The following is an 18,253-nucleotide window of genomic DNA, read 5'->3' as shown; positions in this document are numbered from 1 at the left end:
TCCGCAAGATGCGCAGGCGTGCGTGTTTTGTGGGCGTTTTTTTATAAATACTTTTGGGCGGAGATTTCATTTATCCGCATTTCCTTCTCTTCTATCCGGATGCATCCTTCGCTTGCCAGCTCCGATAAGGCACGTGCCAGCGAGGGACGCGCCACTCCCAGTATTTGTGCCACTTCCTGCTGGTTGAGTATCGTGCCATGCATGCGTAGATAGTTCAGTATGCGCGATTTCAGGCTTTGCAGGGCAAAGGCATTCAGCTTTTTGGAGAGGAACAGAGTTCTGTCCGATACCAGTTGCAGAAAGTTGCGCATCACAGTGGGGTGTCGATGCAGGAACTCCAGGAAAACATTCTTGTTTATGATGAGTATCTCACATTTCTCTTTTGCTTCGATATTTACCGGGAAGCGGTTTTCGGAGGCAAAGACAAAAGCCGGGGCAAGTAGTTGCGGGGCTTTCAGCGTTTCTATGGTGAGTTGCTTTCCCTCTGCACTGACCATTTGGGTACGTACACTGCCGCTGCACAATATGAATAGAGAACGGTATGCTTCTCCCTGTATGGCAATAAAGTCAGCAGGTTTGTATTGCCTGCGTGCATGTTCGGGTGCCAGAATGAGGGATAATAATTCTTCTTCTGTTATGCCTTGGAAAGGAGGCATTTTCAATAATGTATGGATTTCCATTTTCTTTTTTACTTTTTTGTGATTCGATGTAACATTCGTGACAGTTTTCGCGTTGTAGAACTCTCATCTTTGCACAAAGATAATGCAAACCGAAAGTAATAGAAAATAAGCTTGCTTATTTTTATTGCTAAGGTGCCGCTTCTTTTATGGAAAGATAATGTAAACTTTTAAATGAATAGGAATATGGAATCAAACATGTTTTGTTATCAATGTCAGGAGACTGCCAAAGGAACTGGCTGTATATTGAAAGGTGTGTGTGGAAAAGAAAGCCATACGGCTCAAGCAATGGACTTGTTACTGTTTGTAGTCAGGGGCATCTCTGTTGTTGCCGATACATTACGTAAGGCAGATTGTCCGGTCTCTGAGGAAGTGAATGTTTTTGTGACGGATGCTCTGTTCTGCACCATTACGAATGCAAATTTCGACGATGAAAGCATCTTGAAGCGGGTGGATAAAGGAATCATCATGCGTAATGGATTGATTCAAGAAGCGGAACACAACAAAGTGTTCCTACCCAAAGTAGATGAACTGACTTGGCAGGGAACGCGTGATGACTATGCCGAAAAAGCGAAGACAGTAGGTGTTCTGCGTGAACAAGATGAAGACCTCCGCTCGTTGAAAGAATTGCTTGTCTATGGCTTGAAAGGTATGGCAGCCTATCTGGAGCATGCCATGCGTCTGGGATTCAATGATGATACGGTTCATGTTTTCATGCAACGCGCACTGGCTACCATTGCGGTTGAGTCTCTATCGGCAGAGGAGTGGGTGAAGCTGGTTCTCGAAGCCGGTGAGTTCGGAGTAAAGACAATGGCTCTATTGGATGCGGCCAATACCGGTACTTACGGTAATCCTGAAATTACAAAGGTGAATATCGGTGTGAAGAACCGTCCGGGAATTTTGATCAGCGGCCATGACTTGAAAGATATGGAAGAATTATTGAAACAGACTGAAGGCACGGGAGTAGACGTCTATACACATGGTGAAATGCTGCCTGCCCACTATTACCCCGCTTTCAAGAAATATTCCCATTTTGTAGGCAATTATGGTAATGCCTGGTGGAAACAGCGCGAAGAATTCACTTCCTTCAACGGACCGATTCTGTTTACCACCAATTGCATCGTTCCTCCTCTGGCAAATGCCGTGTATAAAGAACGTATGTTTACCACCAACTCTACCGGCTATCCGGGTTGCAAGTACATTGATAAGGATGCTGAAGGTAGGAAAGACTTTTCTGAAATCATAGAGATTGCCAAACAATGCCAGCCCCCGGTGGAGATAGAGCATGGAGAGATTATCGGCGGTTTTGCTCATAACCAGGTGCTGCAACTGGCAGACAAGGTGGTAAATGCCGTGAAGACCGGGGCCATACGCCGCTTTATCGTAATGGCAGGCTGTGATGGACGTATGAAGAGCCGTGACTACTACACGGAATTTGCCAAGGCCTTGCCGCAAGATACCGTTATCCTGACCGCAGGTTGTGCCAAATACCGCTATAACAAACTTGGTTTGGGAGATATCAACGGCATTCCCCGTGTATTGGATGCCGGACAGTGCAATGACAGCTATTCACTGGCGGTAATAGCCATGAAGCTGAAAGAAGTATTCCAGCTGAACGACATTAATGAACTTCCCATAGTCTACAACATAGCGTGGTACGAACAGAAAGCAGTTATTGTATTATTGGCATTATTGAGCCTCGGTGTGAAGGATATTCACTTAGGACCTACATTGCCCGCTTTCCTTTCTCCAAATGTCGTCAAGGTACTGGTTGATATGTTCCATATTGCAGGTATCGGTAGCGTGGAAGATGATTTGAAGAAATTCGGGTTATAGATGAAAGGGTACTGAAACTATCCTTTTATCACGTTATTTATCGCTTCCTCCGTTCCGCAGAATGGCCCGTGTGATTGTAGTTTTATGGTACACATGGCGGCGGCAAAGCATCCCGCTTCCCGGTGGGATGCGCCTTTGTTGCGCATATACAGATACCCCACCATATAGGTGTCTCCGCATCCCGTTGCATCTGTTATCTGAAGGGCCGGATAGGCGGGTATTTCGTGGAATTCTCCTTGGGCATATATCAGCGAACCTTTATCTCCCAGGGTCAGCAGCACTTCCTTCACGCCCCAGTCTGCAATCAGCAATGCAGCTTCGTGCGGTTCACTGCATCCGGTCAGCACTTCCATTTCAGCTTCGTTGGCTTTCAGGATATGGATATACTTCAATGCTTCTTTCTTTTCCGGCCAGTCTACGGCCAGCACCTTTTCATTCTCCACCTTGCGGAGAAATCCTTGCACGTCTACCGAGAGGAGTCCCTTGCCGGACAAGAACTTGATGACCTCCAAAGAGAAGTCGTCGGCAAGCAGACTGCCCAAGTGGATAATCCGTGCATCGGTATCTTTCAAACCTTCCACGGTGAAAGGGTCTGCTTTTGCCGTGACACGTTGTGTACGTTCGTTCTGGTTTTCTCCATAAATATTCTCGAAACAGACGGAATGTGTGCTGTGCAAGGCTTTGACGGAAATACCTTCTTTCCGAATGTCTTCCACAATGCCCATGTCAGTATCAGCCAAAGCTGTTACCAATAAAAAATCGTTAGCATTCAAGTGCTTGATGGCATGTGCGAAGTAGAAGGAGGTGCCTCCCGGCATATATATGGTATTTTTAGGGGTTACGACTTTATCTTGGGTAATATAACCGATGCAACATAGACTGTGTGTGTTCATTTCTTTGTTGGCTTTTTATTGCTTTATTGTATTGATTCCGTAAATTGGGCGCGAAGATAGTGATTTAATAACAATTCGACTATATTTGCAGCTGTAAATGTAGCCTCATTGAATATGAATTCATTAAAAACGAAAAGAGTACGTATGATAGTTGGCATTATAGTGGGTATTGTGGCTGTTGCGGTCATAGTGGGATTCGTTTTTGTCAATCAGCCGAGTTTCGGGAGGGCTCCTCAAGGAGAACGGTTGGAGAGGATAAAGAAGTCGCCTCATTACAAAGACGGAGAATTCCGGAATCTGCACAGTACGGTGATGATGACTTCCCAAAAGGGACGTTTGGGAGTTTTCTGGGGATTCTTATTTAAGAAAGAAACCGATTTGCGTCCTGAAACGGAGATTCCGGTTATAAAGACGGACCTCAGCAAGATAAGCAAGGACGAGAATGTATTGGTATGGTTCGGACATTCATCCTATTTTATCCAGATAGACGGAAAGCGTATACTGGTAGACCCCGTATTTTGTGGGGCTTCTCCGGTTTCGTTTGTAAACAAGCCGTTCAAGGGGGCAAATGCCTACAAGCCTGCCGATATGCCGGAGATTGACTATCTGGTGATATCACATGACCATTGGGACCATCTGGATTATGAAACGGTGATGCAGCTGAAAAATCGGGTAGATAAGGTGGTCTGTCCTTTGGGGGTAGGTGAACATTTCGAGTATTGGGGATTTGAGAAATCATCCCTGGTTGAGCTGGATTGGTTTGAAGATACTGTACTGGATAAGGGATTTCTGCTTCATTGCTTGCCCGCCCGGCATTTTTCGGGCCGCTCGTTGAAAGCGAATCAGGCACTATGGGCCTCTTTCCTTATCGAAACCCCTTCGCAGAAGATTTATATGGGCGGTGATAGTGGATATGATACGCATTTTGCCGAAATAGGCAAGCAATATCCCGGCATTGACCTTGCCATATTGGAGAATGGGCAGTATAACGAAGATTGGAAATATATCCATACCATGCCCCAATATTTGGGACAAGTGGCCAGGGACTTGAATGCGGAAAAGCTTCTGACTGTCCATCATTCCAAATATGCTTTGGCTAGACACCGCTGGGACGAACCGTTGAAGAATGCCATGAATCTGAAAGAGAAAGACTCTTTGAACGTGTTGATGCCTATTATAGGGGAAGTGGTCCGGTTAAAATAATGAACGATATTGATTATTTAGCTATTGACGAGTTATTAACGGAAATATATATCCCTATCGAAAATAAAAGTAAGATAATATGTTGGAATTACCCGAAGTTATCACCCTGAGCAAACAAGTGAACAACGCCTTGAGCGGTAAAACAATCACGCAGGTATTCAATGCCACCAAACCGCATAAGTTTACGTTCTATAACGGCGATCCGTCGGAGTATGGTAAACTGCTCGTAGGCAAAACCATCCTTTCATCCGAAGGATATGGCATGTTTGTCAATTTCAATCTTTCGGATAATGTGATCATGAACATAGGCGACGGAGTCAGTGTCCGTTATTATAGTGCGGGAGATGAGATTCCTGCCAATTACCAGTTGTTGCTGACGTTTAATGATGATTCATTCCTTGTCTTCACGGTTGCAATGTATGGTTTTATCAATGTTTACCCTGATAGCTATATCGACAATAAGTACTATAAATTGAGTCGGGAAAGCATTTCGCCGTTGAGCGATAAATACACCGAAGCGGAATTTGAGAAACTCGTTGCCGAAGCAAAGAAGACCCTCTCTGCTAAAGCTCTATTAGCAACCAATCAGCGTATTCCCGGTGTAGGTAACGGCGTAACGCAGGATATTCTGTTCAATGCACGGATAAATCCCAAACAGAAAGTGCTATTTCTGTCGGATAATCAGAAAGAAGTTCTTTTTAATGCTCTAAAAGAAACATTGGTGGATATGACGTTCGAGGGTGGACGCGATACGCAAACAGATCTTTATGGCAACGCCGGAGGTTACAAAACCATTCTTTCTGCCAAAACATGGAAGAATCCTTGTCTCCGTTGTGGCAGTACCATCATAAAAGAGGCTTATATGGGTGGTTCGGTATATTATTGCCCAACGTGTCAACAGATAAAAGAATAAATGTCCACATTCTGTTAGCTCCCTTTATGTACGATGCAAGGAATTAATATTCTGTATAACAGTTTATTAATTCCTTGTATCGCATTCTGTTAATATCGTGTCTACACGATATTCGTATCCTGCGAACACGATATGAATATCTTCTTTTCTTTATACTTTGTACGGACAAAAGGGGTGTTTTATAAAGCCCGCCCTTTGTAAACGTTTGACTGGGACAATGGAACCAGGACTCCGTTCAGCGTCAGGGTATTCGAATTGAAGTTCGGGCTGATTCTTGCCGATGCATTATTGCCGCCGTTGGTCAGTGTGATATACACTTGTGCGGATATTCCGATGCCTTGTACGCTGAAGCTGCAATTCACGTTTCCCTTTTTGTCGGTCGTGATTTTCATTTCCTTTCTGCTGCCGTCCACTGTGATGCCGCCTATTCCGTTGGGGCCTGCAAGGGCATTGTTGGCAGCTATTTGTACGGATGCGTGTTCACCGTCCATCAGAACGAAGTTTGTTGTCGATGAAACAAATGCGCTCCGTCCTCTCTTGAACACCAGCTGGTCTGCTTCCAATACAAACTTGCCCTCTTTCAATGCCTGGACGGCAATGGCATAGTTCCTTTCATTTTCCGCTTTTTCGCGTGCTTTCTGGGCTTCGCGTTGGGCTTTACGCTCTGCTTGGCGTGTTTCGCTGCTACTCTGTGCATACATCAGGGTCGATGCACTTACCAACACCAGTGTGATTAATGTAATGATTCGTTTCATAATTGTTCTTTGTTATTTAGTTAAGACCTTCTGGTTGATTAACAAATGAAAAACCAAAAAGATGCAGCTTGAATCTTAAATAAGCGTAAGACTTAACACTTCTTTGGTTTTGTTGGAAGTTCGTATTAAATTTCTTCCAAGGCATAATACTGGTAATCCCGGAGAATGGTCTGAAGAAAGTTTTCCGGGTTACTGTCATGAGGAGTGATGGAGAGAAGTTCCTGCACTTTTTTCGCAAGGGAGGCAATGCGGCGTGTACGGTCTTTTTTACCCGATTGCAGGGTCCGGGTAATGACGTTGATTTGCTCCAATGACAAGTCGGAAGCTTGTGGATAGGTAGGTCGGTAGTCTTTGGTCAGGTAGTCGAACTCATCGAGGCTGACGTGTATCTTGCGGTAATTCTTTTCCTTGATTACCATGGTGCCGGCGGCAAGGTCTCCCATTCGCTGGCTGTTTTTGGTCAAAAGGACGACCAGAAGTCCCAGACCACCGGTCACCGGTCCGTCGATAGGGAAGAGAAGCCATCGGAGCAGGTACGAGCCTATGCCGGGCGTGGAGCCGTCTGCCTTTACGACACGAATGTTCATCAGCCGCTTGCCGAAACTTTGTCCCTGGTTGAACATTTCGCAGAGAAATGCATAAAGCAAGACTGGCAGGTAGACAATGGCAAAAAAGAAAAGCATCGTGAAATCAGAGGGTAGATGAATCCGTGAAAACAAGGCCAAAGTAGAAAATACATAGAATCCGAGCAGAATATAATCTATGGCCAGTGCAATGAGCCGCTCACCGATACTGGCAGGCGTTTGACTGATGCGGACAAATTGTCCGGTGATAATTGTAGATTCTGCCATTCCTGATAAAACATTTTTAGTATTTCATTGCAAATATATCATTATTCTCTTATTTTTGTTACCTATTTCAGACAAAACTTCTCTGAAATAGTCATGGGGTATGAAAGAAGTGACGTTTATCCGGCGGAACATCGAAAAATGGAAACGAGCAGAAACAATGGTGGAGCAGGTGGAAAGTCTGTCTCCCGATGAACTTGCCGACGCATATACGGAGCTTACGGCAGATCTGGCTTTTGCCCAAACGCATTTCCCCGCTTCCCGCATCACTATCTATCTGAACAATCTTGCCTCGGCATTGCACAACCGCATTTATAGAAACAAGCGCGAGAAATGGTCAAGAATTATCACCTACTGGACCCGTGAAGTGCCTTCGGCCATGCACGATGCACGCCGTGAGCTGGTGGCTTCCTTCATTATATTTGTGGTCAGCGCATTGATAGGAGTGATATCCGCTGCCGGAGACCCCGATTTTGTGCGTTTGATTTTAGGAAACTCCTATGTGGATATGACTTTGAACAATATCGCTAATGGTGAACCCATGGCTGTATATAACGGTTCCTCCGAGTTCCCCATGTTTCTGAGTATCACGCAGAACAATATCATGGTCTCCTTCAACTGCTTTGCCATGGGGTTACTGACCAGTTTTGGCACCGGATACATGCTCCTTAACAATGGTATCATGATAGGGGCTTTCCAAACCTTCTTTTATCAGCACGACTTGCTTTGGGAGTCCTTCCTTGCCATTTGGCTGCACGGGACACTCGAAATCTGGGCGATTATTGTAGCCGGTGCCGCCGGTCTTGCCCTGGGCAACGGATGGCTCTTTCCCGGAACCTATTCAAGGCTGGAATCTTTCAAACGGGGAGCCAAAAAAGGACTGAAAATAGTGGTGGGTACGGTACCCGTATTCATCATGGCAGGATTTATAGAAGGATTCGTTACCCGCCATACCGAACTTCCGGATGCTTTGAGGTTCGGCTTTATTCTACTCTCTTTGTCGTTTATCTTTTTTTATTATATTTATTTACCTAACAGAAAGAAGCATGGAAGCACAGAAACCTAAAATCGCACTGTATGTACAACGTTCTTTTGGAGAGAAACTAACTGCTACCTTTGATTTTATCAAAGAGAATTGGAAGCCGTTGATGAAATTCACCACATATCTGATGTTGCCGCTTTGTCTGCTTCAGGGACTGAGCCTGAACGGGCTGATGAGCGGTACAATGGCTCTGGGTGATATGACTGGAGGCTCGTTCGACTCTTCTGTTGTCGGAGCGTCCATCATGGCGCTGGTGACTTATTACAGTCTGTATGCCGTTCTCTATCTGCTAGGAACTGTCATGCTGACCTCTTTGGTCTACGCATTGGTCCGTACTTACAATGAACGGGAAGAACGCTTGGAGGGAGTGACGTTAGGGATGCTGAAGCCCTTGTTGTTCCGTAATGTCAGAAGGGTATTTCTGATAATGATTGTCGGTGTGCTTTTGGTGCTGTTTGTAGGGCTTATTGTTGGTTTTATAGCCACCGTCATTCCGTTCATGGCGATTGCGTTCTTGTTCGTTCTGCTCGTTGTGGTGGTGTCTGTGCCACTTGCTATTTGGACTCCAGTCTATCTGTTCGAAGATATCTATATCATAGATGCCTTGAAGAAGGCCTACCGACTGGGTTTCGCTACCTGGGGAGGTATCGTACTGATTTCCATTGTTATGGGATTCATCGCCGCCATCTTGCAGGGAGTGACGATGATTCCATGGTATATCGGGACTATTGTGAAATATATCTTTGCAATGACTGATGCAGGTGGCGGTGCCACTGTATCGGCAGCCTATAGCTTTGTGCTTTATCTGCTGGCGGTGGTCCAGGCATTCGGCGTTTATATGTCCATGATTTTCTCATTGCTGGGACTGGCTTATCAATACGGTCATGCTTCGGAAAAGATAGATTATGTGATGGTGGAGAGTGATATTGACAATTTTGATAAACTCTGATAACGGACTATGAATATGGCTCCGGCTGATACACTGGTTTGTGATACTGCACAGGTTGCCGTTTGGCAGTCCGACCCGGCGTTTGCTTACAGCCGTGAGCTGATAGCTCCCGAAATTAATGTACTTGAGTGGTTCAGCAGATGGTTCGGCAAGCTGCTGGACAAGATATTCGGGAATACGTTGGTGGCAGAATATTCGGAGGTCGTGTTGATATGCATTGCCGTTCTTATCCTGGTATTGGTCATCTGGTTTGTGTACAAGAAGCGTCCGGAACTGTTCATGCGTTCGCGCAAGAGTACCCTGCCCTATACAGTGGGGGAGGATACCATCTATGGAGTGGATTTTGCGGAAAGAATTGCCGATGCGCTTGCCCGGACGGATTATCGGGAGGCAGTGCGTTTGCTCTATCTGCAGACGCTGAAACAGCTCAGCGATGGAAAACGTATAGACTGGCAGTTATATAAAACGCCTACACAATATATCTATGAAGTCCGTCTGCCAGCTTTCCGCCAAATGACCAACCATTTTCTACGAGTACGTTACGGAAATTTTGAAGCGACCGAAACTTTGTTCCATACGATGCGGGATTTGCAGAAAGAAGTGGAGAAAGGAGGGGTGGCATGAAGGGGAACCATTGGTTTATAGCCGGTATCATTGTTTTTCTGGTGTTGATGTTTGCGATAGAGTGCCGTCTGCCAAAGAAGTTTGTCTGGAACCCTACGTTCAGCCATTATGACAAGCAACCGTTCGGCTGTGCCGTGTTCGATAGCCTGCTGTCTTCATCGTTGCCGAAGGGATATTCGTTGTCGAGAAAGACTTTTTATGAACTGGAGCAGGAAGATACGACGCTCCGCCGCGGAATACTGGTTGTTACCGATAACCTGCATTTGACGGATGTAGATGTGGAGGCGATGTTGAAGATGGCGGGACGGGGAGACCGGATTATGCTGGCGGGTAGCTCTTTCAGCCGTATTTTGAAAGATACGCTGGGATTTGAGTGCAGCTATTCCTATTTCAGTCCGTCGGCTTTGAAAAAATATGCCACTGCATTGCTTTCGAAAGACAGTTTGTGCTGGGTGGGGGATTCGGCGGTTTATCCGCAGCAGACTTTCTGTTTCTATCCCCAACTTTGTCAGTCTTATTTCTTTGCAGATTCCATTTCTAGTAAAGTGTTGGCGGAAAAAACTGTTACCGGAGAAGCTGCTCATCCGGTTGCCATGTCGGTTTCTTGGGGAAAGGGGGAAGTTATACTGGCTTCCACTCCCCTGCTTTTTACGAACTATGGTGTACTGGATGGGAAGAATGCGGCTTATCTTTTTCGTATATTGTCCCAGATGGGTGGATTTCCCATTGTCCGTACCGAAGGCTATATGAAAGAAACAGCCCAGGTACAGATGTCTCCTTTTCGCTATTTCCTTTCGCAGCCGCCGCTTCGCTGGGCATTGTACTTGAGTATGGTTTCCATCCTGCTCTTTATGATATTTGCAGCCCGCAGGAAGCAGCGCGCCATTCCGGTTATCCGCGAACCGGAAAATAAGTCTTTGGAGTTTGCAGAGTTGATAGGTACTCTTTATTATCAGAAGAAGGACCATGCTGACTTAGTCCGCAAGAAATATCTCTATTTTGCGGAGGAACTGAGGAAGGAAATACAAGTGGATGTGGAGGAAGTGGCAGAGGATGAGCGCTCTTTCGGCAGGATTGCCCGGAAGACGGGTATGGAAGCGGGGGAAATAGCCGCGTTCATCCGCGAGGTGAGGCCGGTGGTGTACGGAGGGCGCAGCATCTCTGAGAAGGAGATGAAACGGCTTGTCGATAAAATGAATGAAATAATCAATCATATATAAAGAAGATATTTATGGAAGAGAACACAGAAAAACGGGTGGACTTGACTCTCTTTTCCGAGAAGATACAAGCGTTGAAGGACCGGATTGCTACGGTCATAGTGGGGCAGGAGCAGATAGTGGACCTGGTACTGACGGCTGTCCTGGCAAACGGCCATGTGTTGCTGGAGGGAGTGCCGGGGGTGGCAAAGACACTGCTTGCCCGTCTGGTGGCACGCTTGATTAAGGCGGACTTCAGCCGCATTCAGTTTACTCCGGACTTGATGCCGAGTGATGTGTTGGGTACTACGGTCTTCAACATGAAAACCAATGACTTTGACTTTCATCAAGGACCGGTGTTTGCCGACCTCGTGCTGGTGGACGAGATAAACCGCGCTCCCGCCAAGACGCAGGCAGCCTTGTTCGAGGTTATGGAAGAACGGCAGGTCAGCATTGACGGTACCACGCATCAGATGGGAGAACTCTATACGATTCTGGCAACCCAGAATCCGGTGGAGCAGGAGGGGACTTATAAGTTACCTGAAGCGCAACTGGACCGCTTCCTGATGAAAATAACCATGGGATATCCCTCATTGGAGGAGGAGGTGGACATCCTGGAGCGCCACCACGCCAATGCTTCGTTGGTGAAGTTGGAGAGCCTGGCGCCCGTGCTCACAAAAGAAGAACTGCTTTCGTTGCGCAGGCTGATGGAACACGTGTTTGTAGACCGCACGCTGCTTCAGTACATCGCGTTGATTGTACAGCAGACGCGTACCAGCAAGGCTGTATATTTAGGAGCTTCTCCGCGTGCGTCCGTGGCAATGATGCAGGCCTCCAAGGCATATGCACTGTTGCAGGGACGTGACTTTGTGACACCGGAGGATATTAAGTTCGTTGCTCCGTATGTGCTTCAGCATCGCTTGATATTGACAGCGGAAGCCGAGATGGAAGGCTATTCGCCGGTAAAGGTGACGCAACGTCTGATTGATAAGGTGGAAGTGCCGAAGTGAGACTGGGCCGCCGATTCTATATTGCTCTTGTTCTGATAGTCCTGCTGACGGGTATCGGGTACGTCTTTGCTCCATTCTTTGCAATCGGGCAGTGGGCGCTTTTTGTTTTGGCGGTGTCGGCGTTGGTGGATGGGGTGATGCTCTATCGTATTCGCGGCATCCGGGCATTCCGCCAGTGTGCTACCCGCTTCTCCAACGGAGATGAAAACACCGTGAACATACGTGTGGAGAGCAGTTATCCGCATCCGGTGGCTGTGGAAGTGGTGGATGAGATTCCTTTTGCATTCCAGTTGCGGAATATTGATTTCCGGATGAGGCTCCAGGCGAATGAGGGCAGGACGATTACGTATCATCTGCGTCCTACGCGGCGGGGGATTTACTCTTTCGGACGGATTCGGGTGTTTGTGGCAGGCAGAATGGGATTGCTTTTCCGCAGATATACTTGCGATGCTCCGCTGGATGTCAAGGTATATCCGTCCTATCTGATGCTCCATCGGTATGAGTTGCTTGCTATCAGCGACAACTTGACGGAATTGGGCATCAAACGTATCCGCAGGGTGGGGCATCATACGGAGTTCGAACAGATAAAGGAGTATGTGAAAGGCGACGATTACCGCACGATAAACTGGAAAGCAAGCGCCCGGAGGCACGAACTTATGGTAAATGTCTATCAAGACGAGCGTTCCCAGCAAATCTATAACGTGATAGACAAGGGGCGGATTATGCAGCAGGCATTTCGCGGGATGACCTTGCTGGACTATGCTATTAATGCCTCCCTGGTTCTTTCGTACGTTGTCATGCGGAAGGAGGATAAAGCCGGACTGGTAACGTTTAATGAGCACTTTGATACATTTATCCCCGCCTCCCGACAGCCCGGACAAATGCAGGCGTTATTGGAGAACCTTTACAGCCAGCAGACTACTTTTGGGGAGACCGACTTTTCCTCATTGTGCGTACATTTGAACAAGCGCGTCAACAAACGCAGTCTTTTGGTGCTGTATACCAATTTTTCCGGCATCGGCAGCTTGAATCGCCAGTTGGCTTATTTGCAGCAGTTGAACCGCCAGCACCGGTTGCTGGTCATCTTCTTCGAAGATGCCGCTCTGAAAGAGTACGTCGCCACTCCTGCGAGGGATACGGAAGGGTATTACCGCCATGTCATTGCCGAGAAATTTGTATTCGAGAAACGGCTGATAGTCTCCACCTTGAAGCAGCACGGCATCAGTTCTGTGCTGACTACACCGGAAAATCTTTCTGTGGACGTGATAAACAAGTATCTGGAGATGAAGTCACGTAGCCAGATATAAAAACAGTAACTAAGGTTATATAATCCGTAATAAGGGTAGTGAAGATGTCTGGATTTTCCTCTAATTTTGTAATTGGTATATTGTGAAGGTGTGGAAAACATATCCTTAAGATTTTATATATCTGAAGTTACAATAATGAGAATGACTTTATAGGTGATGAAAGACAATACATTGGACATAAAGACCGTATGTGAATGTAACCGGTGCCTGGGATGTAAAACGTTGCATCCTCAGGTAAGCATTATTAATCTGGAAAATCCTAGTGTGTATCAGGATGCTGTGAAGTTTGAATTCTATGCCATCCTACTGATTGAGGACTGTGAAGGGGATTGTGACTGCTGCGGACGGAAATATTATGATTATTCCAATGCTACGATGGTATTTCTTACTCCCGGCGAGATATTCCGGATGAACAAGAACAATACGCTTCCGGACAAAGGTTGGCTGCTGGCATTTCATCCCGATTTATTGCTTTGTACTACGTTAAAGAATCATATCGACAACTATACTTTCTTTTTCTACCGCAAGGAGGAGGCGTTGCATCTGTCACAGCGCGAAACGGCCAAAGTGACGTGTTGCCTTGAGAATATTGATGATGAACTTCATCATTCCATTGATACGCATAGCAATACCATCCTGTCCCGTCACATCGAATTGCTGCTGGATTATTGCTCACGTTACTATGAGCGGCAATTCATCACCCGTGAGAATAAGAACAAGATGATTCTGGGGAAAATGGAAGGGATATTGGACGAGTATATCACTTCCGGAAAGTTGCAGGAGGGGAAGCTGCCCACTTCCGGATGCTGTGCCGAAAAACTGAATCTTTCGACGGCTTACTTTGATGATTTGCTGAGGTTTGAGACGGGTAAGACATTGGCTGAATACTTCCAGTTCAAATGCTTGTACACGGCCAAGAAAATGTTATCGGAAGGCGGTAATACACCTGCTGCCGTAGCGCGTCGGCTGGGCTATCCGAGTGTGCAATATTTCAGTCTGGTGTTTAAGAAAGCAACGGGAGTTGCACCGAATGAATATAGATATTCACAAAATTGAGATGATGCAGATAGAATGAATTTATTAGACCAAAATATTTTATAATGGAGACCAAAGCTATATTTTTAGATGTAGACGGAACATTGGTGAGTTTCGACACTCACCGCGTTCCGCAGTCGGCTATCGAAGCGTTGCAGCAAGTTCATGAATCCGGTATAAAAATCATAATAGCAACTGGGAGGGCGTTTACCGATCTTCACGAACTTGAAGAGATTCCATACGATGCAGTGATAGCTTTGAATGGGTCCGATTGTGTACTGAGAGATGGCACTCCTATATCTCGTAAACAGATTCCCGAAAAGGATTTTCAGAGGGTACTGGTATTGGCTCAACATTATGGGTTTGCTCTGGCTATCGAAACGAATAAAGGTATTTTTGTCAACGAACTCAACCCGACCGTCATCGAATTGGCCAGGCTGGTCAATCACCCTACACCGCCGGTGGCAGACATCGAAAAAGAGTTTATGGGAGGCGAATGTTGTCAGTTATGCATATATTGTGATGAAGAAATGGAAAAAGAAGTAATGGCACAACTTCCCGGACTTTCTGTTTCCAGATGGAACCCTTTCTTCGCGGATGTCAATGTGGCGGGAGTAAACAAGGCTATGGGTATCAATGAGTTTGCTTCCTATTATGGATTTGATGTTTCAAGAACCATCGCTTTTGGTGATGGCGGGAATGATATTTCCATGATTCGTGCAGCCGGGATGGGAATAGCTATGGGAGGAGCTTCCGAGGCTGTGAAAAGCGTTGCCGATTATATAACGGAGGCGGTGGATGAGAATGGTGTCCGGAACGCCTTGGTTCGTTTCGGTATTCTGGAATAAAAATCGGCTATCAAAACTGATGAAAACTATAGTCTGTAAATATTATGCTTTTTAGAAAAATTACTTAAAGGATTTAATTTTAGCATCAATATTTTTAATTTGGAGGAATCTAAGTCATTTGACCAATATTTTGAGCGGATATTGATTAGTAAAGATACATTTTTGATTAAGGAAGGAGAAATAGAAAGATATAGTTATTTCGTTTTTGATGGGATGTTGCGTTGTTGGCTTTTGAATCATAAAGGGGAAGAGTAAATTTTTTGGTTTTGTAAAGAAGGTACGTTTTCAATGTCGAACATGTCTTTTACCTTACAAACAAGATCTGCATTTAATGTGCAGACAATTGTAGATAGCGTTATTTACCGAATAGACAAGAAGCGAGTAGATGAACTGTATACTGCTATTCCTAAGGTAAAAACTGTATTTGAAGATTTGAATGCTATACTACTGCGTAAACTCTTGAAAAGAAATATCGACTTGATTAAATATTCTCCTGAATAGTATTATCTACAGATGATTGAAGGATATGGCATTACATTAAACTATATACCACTCAAAGATATAGCTTCTTATTTGGGTATCATGCCACAAGTACTAAGCAAAATCCGTAAACGTATTTTTTAACTTGGGTTCAGTGTATTGAATGTATAAGTTCCGAACTTTGCGGTTTTAAATAGCAATTACAATTATGATTAGAAAAATTAAAGTTACGGATTATCCACGTTTGATAGAAATTTGGGAAAGTGCAGTATTGAGTACACATGATTTTCTTACAGAGGAAGATTTTCTATTACTATAAGGAACAGCTTTCGGTATATTTTCAGTATGTCGCTCTATTCGGGTTTGAACAGGAGGGAATCTTAATCGGATTTATGAGAATTGCAGAAGGAAATCTTGAAATGTTGTTTATTACCAATAATTATTGAGGCACAGGAATTGGTAAAAAACTGGTTACTTATGCCATAAATCATTTGCAGGTAACGAAAGTCGATGTGAACGAGCAGAATATTCAAGCTGTCGGTTTTTATAAATATATAGGCTTTAGCGTATACAAAAGGTCCGATTTGGACGGAGAAGGTAAAGAATATCCTATTTTACACATGCAGTTGTAGTTCGTAAGTCAGACCCCGATTTTAAAAATCATCATTTTTGCCAGCACTACTTTTTCTTCTCATATTCGGCTTTAACTATCTGACAGCAAGAATTTAACCACGTGTTTTTTTTTGTTTCTCGTTTATAATAAATAACATTTGTTAATGTCTATTTCGGGCTTATTTTCCGTTTTCTTCGTGCAAATATGGTGATTAAGGGGCGAACTCCGTTGTCTATAGTGCCGGAAGTATGGCTTTTGCTCCCCGTATATGGGCACTTTTTCCCTTCATGTCCTGTGTGTAATGCAGAGAAGCTTGGCGCATAATTCCCGAAACCTTATTACAAAACTTCGTCCCACGCATGTGTGTTCGCCGGTTTGCCTGCGTGAACCGTCGAGCCCACGTGCGTGGGACGAGGGTTTACATGAACCTTCATAATAAAAAGCATGGGACATACGTGGATTCTGCCTATACCTTCTTCCAGTTTTGTCCCTATCCGGAGGACGGTCTGCCCATTCATTGCTGCTCAGTTTCTTATTCTTGTGATGTAAGTCTGAGAAAGCTGAAACTCGAAAATTGCTTATGCACCGGATATTTCGGGTCCCCATTTTTGCCGGAGCGAGAAAAAGAAAAAGCTCTGAAATACTTGAATTTCAGAGCTTTGCTTTAATTTGCTATTTGCTTTCGCGGTGCGTACGGAAGATGAACCTTAGTTTTATTCTTCAAGTACTCAATATCTTAGCAAGCTCTTTATTCTTTCTCCCACTAATAACCCCACGTGCGCAATTCTTTAGATTGCTTGGTGTTGCGGTGGTTGTTTGAGTTAGGGCAAAGATACAACAAAAATGCAAAGACATCATTATTTTCAGAAAAATAGTTTTAGATGAATATTGTATGCCATTTCATTATTTGTATCTTTGTCTATAAACATCTATAGCCTATGAAACCAGAAAAAACAGCCCCAGTATTAGCAATTACTCCCAACGAGCAAATTTTCTTGCCTAAATGCTATCATAGAATTCAAGATATTTGTGCTGTAATATATGACCAATTAACGGAAATATATAAAGAAAAAAATTATCAGGACTTATATCATACAGAGTCAATTTTAGATGGAAGCGAGACTGGAATGGACGAACTGAATAAGAATAAAATTCATGCAATCGACTGGCTTACATGGAATAATAAAAACAAAGATTTAGAATTAATCTTGACTAAACATATAATACTTTCTATAACGTCGGATTTTATCAATTTTGTTTTTGAATCTTTATATTGTGCAAAAAGAGGAAAAATAACAGTTGCCTATGCATTAATTCGTAAACCCTTTACAGATGAATTACTAATATTAGAACAGTTACTATATAATCGTTCTGATTTTATATATAGATTTTTTCATTCAGATACTGTGGAAACGTATGACCCAAGTAGTAAAAATATAAACAAAGTGGATGTTATTAAGAATGCAGTAGATTGCCTAACAAATCCTTTATTTGACGCTGATTTTGTTCACGATTTACGTTATAACAAATTATACGAATATGGGATTAATGGGATTTCTAATCATGCTTTACATATTGTTACTAAAGATAAGAATTATCGAACAGAACCACAAAATTTTAATTTTGTTTTTTCTCAAGAAGAAGATTTTGCTCTATATTACAAACAGTATTATTGGGTAGTCCCATATATACTTATATATGCAGTAGATATTATTGACAAGTTGATATTCTCAATATTAAAAGACACCGATAATCAAAACTTAAGCATTGTAAAAAGGCTAAGAAGAACAATAGGTTTTTCCTTATTAACAGAGAGTTATCTTCGCACAAAAAAAGATTCTATTTTCATATTATTCAATAAGAAAATACGATTTACCTGTCCTATCTGTAAAAATAAGTACTTTCTAAAACGGGATGATTATGAATTCTTTTTTGAAACAGAAGCAATATTATGTCCTAAATGTAATAATGATAATCTAACCATTGAGAATATACAAAAAATTAAAAATATTATAGGACTCTAA

The 18,253-nt window shown here is 44.0% G+C and carries 16 protein-coding genes and 2 pseudogenes; 14 read left to right on the top strand and 4 right to left on the bottom strand.

What is annotated here, in order from left to right:
- Positions 1-41: 41 nt before the first annotated feature.
- Complete coding sequence (locus tag DWX62_RS13595; protein WP_008664904.1) at positions 42-680, bottom strand: Crp/Fnr family transcriptional regulator; 639 nt, start codon at positions 678-680, stop codon at positions 42-44.
- Positions 681-863: 183 nt separating this feature from the next.
- Here DWX62_RS13595 and hcp point away from each other — a divergent pair, with 183 nt between their 5' ends.
- On the top strand, positions 864-2,513 hold the full coding sequence (gene hcp / locus DWX62_RS13590; RefSeq protein WP_120172949.1) for a hydroxylamine reductase: 1,650 nt from the start codon (positions 864-866) through the stop codon (positions 2,511-2,513).
- Between the two features lie 17 nt (positions 2,514-2,530).
- On the opposite strand, the gene DWX62_RS13585 is transcribed toward hcp, so the two are convergent.
- Positions 2,531-3,406 carry a PfkB family carbohydrate kinase gene (locus tag DWX62_RS13585; RefSeq protein WP_008664898.1) on the bottom strand — a complete coding sequence of 292 codons (876 nt, stop codon included), beginning with the start codon at positions 3,404-3,406 and terminating at the stop codon, positions 2,531-2,533.
- Between the two features lie 114 nt (positions 3,407-3,520).
- Between DWX62_RS13585 and DWX62_RS13580 the strand changes: the two genes are divergently transcribed.
- Both DWX62_RS13580 and DWX62_RS13575 read left to right on the top strand, forming a co-directional pair.
- The gene (locus tag DWX62_RS13580; RefSeq protein WP_317125005.1) at positions 3,521-4,609 is read left to right on the top strand and encodes an MBL fold metallo-hydrolase; all 1,089 of its coding nucleotides are present in this window, start codon (positions 3,521-3,523) and stop codon (positions 4,607-4,609) included.
- Positions 4,610-4,688: 79 nt separating this feature from the next.
- Positions 4,689-5,522 carry a DNA-formamidopyrimidine glycosylase family protein gene (locus DWX62_RS13575; protein WP_120172948.1) on the top strand — a complete coding sequence of 278 codons (834 nt, stop codon included), beginning with the start codon at positions 4,689-4,691 and terminating at the stop codon, positions 5,520-5,522.
- Between the two features lie 179 nt (positions 5,523-5,701).
- Here DWX62_RS13575 and DWX62_RS13570 read toward each other — a convergent pair whose 3' ends face one another.
- Complete coding sequence (locus DWX62_RS13570; RefSeq protein WP_008664890.1) at positions 5,702-6,277, bottom strand: DUF4251 domain-containing protein; 576 nt, start codon at positions 6,275-6,277, stop codon at positions 5,702-5,704.
- Positions 6,278-6,402: 125 nt separating this feature from the next.
- Positions 6,403-7,128: an RDD family protein gene (locus DWX62_RS13565; protein WP_009038196.1), complete on the bottom strand. Its 726-nt coding sequence runs from the start codon at positions 7,126-7,128 to the stop codon at positions 6,403-6,405.
- A gap of 100 nt (positions 7,129-7,228) precedes the next feature.
- Here DWX62_RS13565 and DWX62_RS13560 point away from each other — a divergent pair, with 100 nt between their 5' ends.
- The 11 genes and pseudogenes from DWX62_RS13560 to DWX62_RS13505 all read left to right on the top strand — a co-directional run bounded on the left by DWX62_RS13560 (position 7,229) and on the right by DWX62_RS13505 (position 18,253).
- Complete coding sequence (locus DWX62_RS13560) at positions 7,229-8,191, top strand: stage II sporulation protein M (RefSeq protein ID WP_117887658.1); 963 nt, start codon at positions 7,229-7,231, stop codon at positions 8,189-8,191.
- Positions 8,172-9,116, top strand: a complete 945-nt coding sequence (locus tag DWX62_RS13555) for a hypothetical protein (protein WP_117588507.1) — start codon at positions 8,172-8,174, stop codon at positions 9,114-9,116. The genes DWX62_RS13560 and DWX62_RS13555 overlap by 20 nt, the downstream gene beginning before the upstream one ends.
- Positions 9,117-9,125: 9 nt before the next feature.
- A complete protein-coding gene (locus DWX62_RS13550) occupies positions 9,126-9,740 on the top strand; it encodes a DUF4129 domain-containing protein (RefSeq protein ID WP_117887657.1) in 615 nt (204 codons plus the stop codon).
- On the top strand, positions 9,737-10,960 hold the full coding sequence (locus tag DWX62_RS13545) for a DUF4350 domain-containing protein (protein ID WP_117887656.1): 1,224 nt from the start codon (positions 9,737-9,739) through the stop codon (positions 10,958-10,960). The genes DWX62_RS13550 and DWX62_RS13545 overlap by 4 nt, the downstream gene beginning before the upstream one ends.
- Positions 10,961-10,971: 11 nt before the next feature.
- Positions 10,972-11,946, top strand: coding sequence for a MoxR family ATPase (locus DWX62_RS13540; protein WP_009038201.1), 975 nt, complete (start codon positions 10,972-10,974; stop codon positions 11,944-11,946).
- Complete coding sequence (locus DWX62_RS13535) at positions 11,943-13,253, top strand: DUF58 domain-containing protein (protein ID WP_022402024.1); 1,311 nt, start codon at positions 11,943-11,945, stop codon at positions 13,251-13,253. The genes DWX62_RS13540 and DWX62_RS13535 overlap by 4 nt, the downstream gene beginning before the upstream one ends.
- A gap of 156 nt (positions 13,254-13,409) precedes the next feature.
- On the top strand, positions 13,410-14,309 hold the full coding sequence (locus DWX62_RS13530; protein ID WP_005831452.1) for a response regulator transcription factor: 900 nt from the start codon (positions 13,410-13,412) through the stop codon (positions 14,307-14,309).
- Positions 14,310-14,353: 44 nt separating this feature from the next.
- Positions 14,354-15,136, top strand: coding sequence for a Cof-type HAD-IIB family hydrolase (locus DWX62_RS13525; protein ID WP_009038203.1), 783 nt, complete (start codon positions 14,354-14,356; stop codon positions 15,134-15,136).
- A 39-nt stretch (positions 15,137-15,175) separates the two neighbouring features.
- Positions 15,176-15,760 (top strand): annotated as a pseudogene (locus DWX62_RS22305) (Crp/Fnr family transcriptional regulator).
- Positions 15,761-15,824: 64 nt separating this feature from the next.
- A pseudogene (locus DWX62_RS13515) lies at positions 15,825-16,248 on the top strand (GNAT family N-acetyltransferase).
- 919 nt (positions 16,249-17,167) lie between these two features.
- Positions 17,168-18,253: a hypothetical protein gene (locus DWX62_RS13505; protein WP_120172947.1), complete on the top strand. Its 1,086-nt coding sequence runs from the start codon at positions 17,168-17,170 to the stop codon at positions 18,251-18,253.

The organism is Bacteroides sp. AF20-13LB, from assembly GCF_003603065.1.
Lineage (GTDB): Bacteria > Bacteroidota > Bacteroidia > Bacteroidales > Bacteroidaceae > Bacteroides > Bacteroides uniformis.
This window is presented reverse-complemented; position numbering and strand designations above follow the sequence as displayed.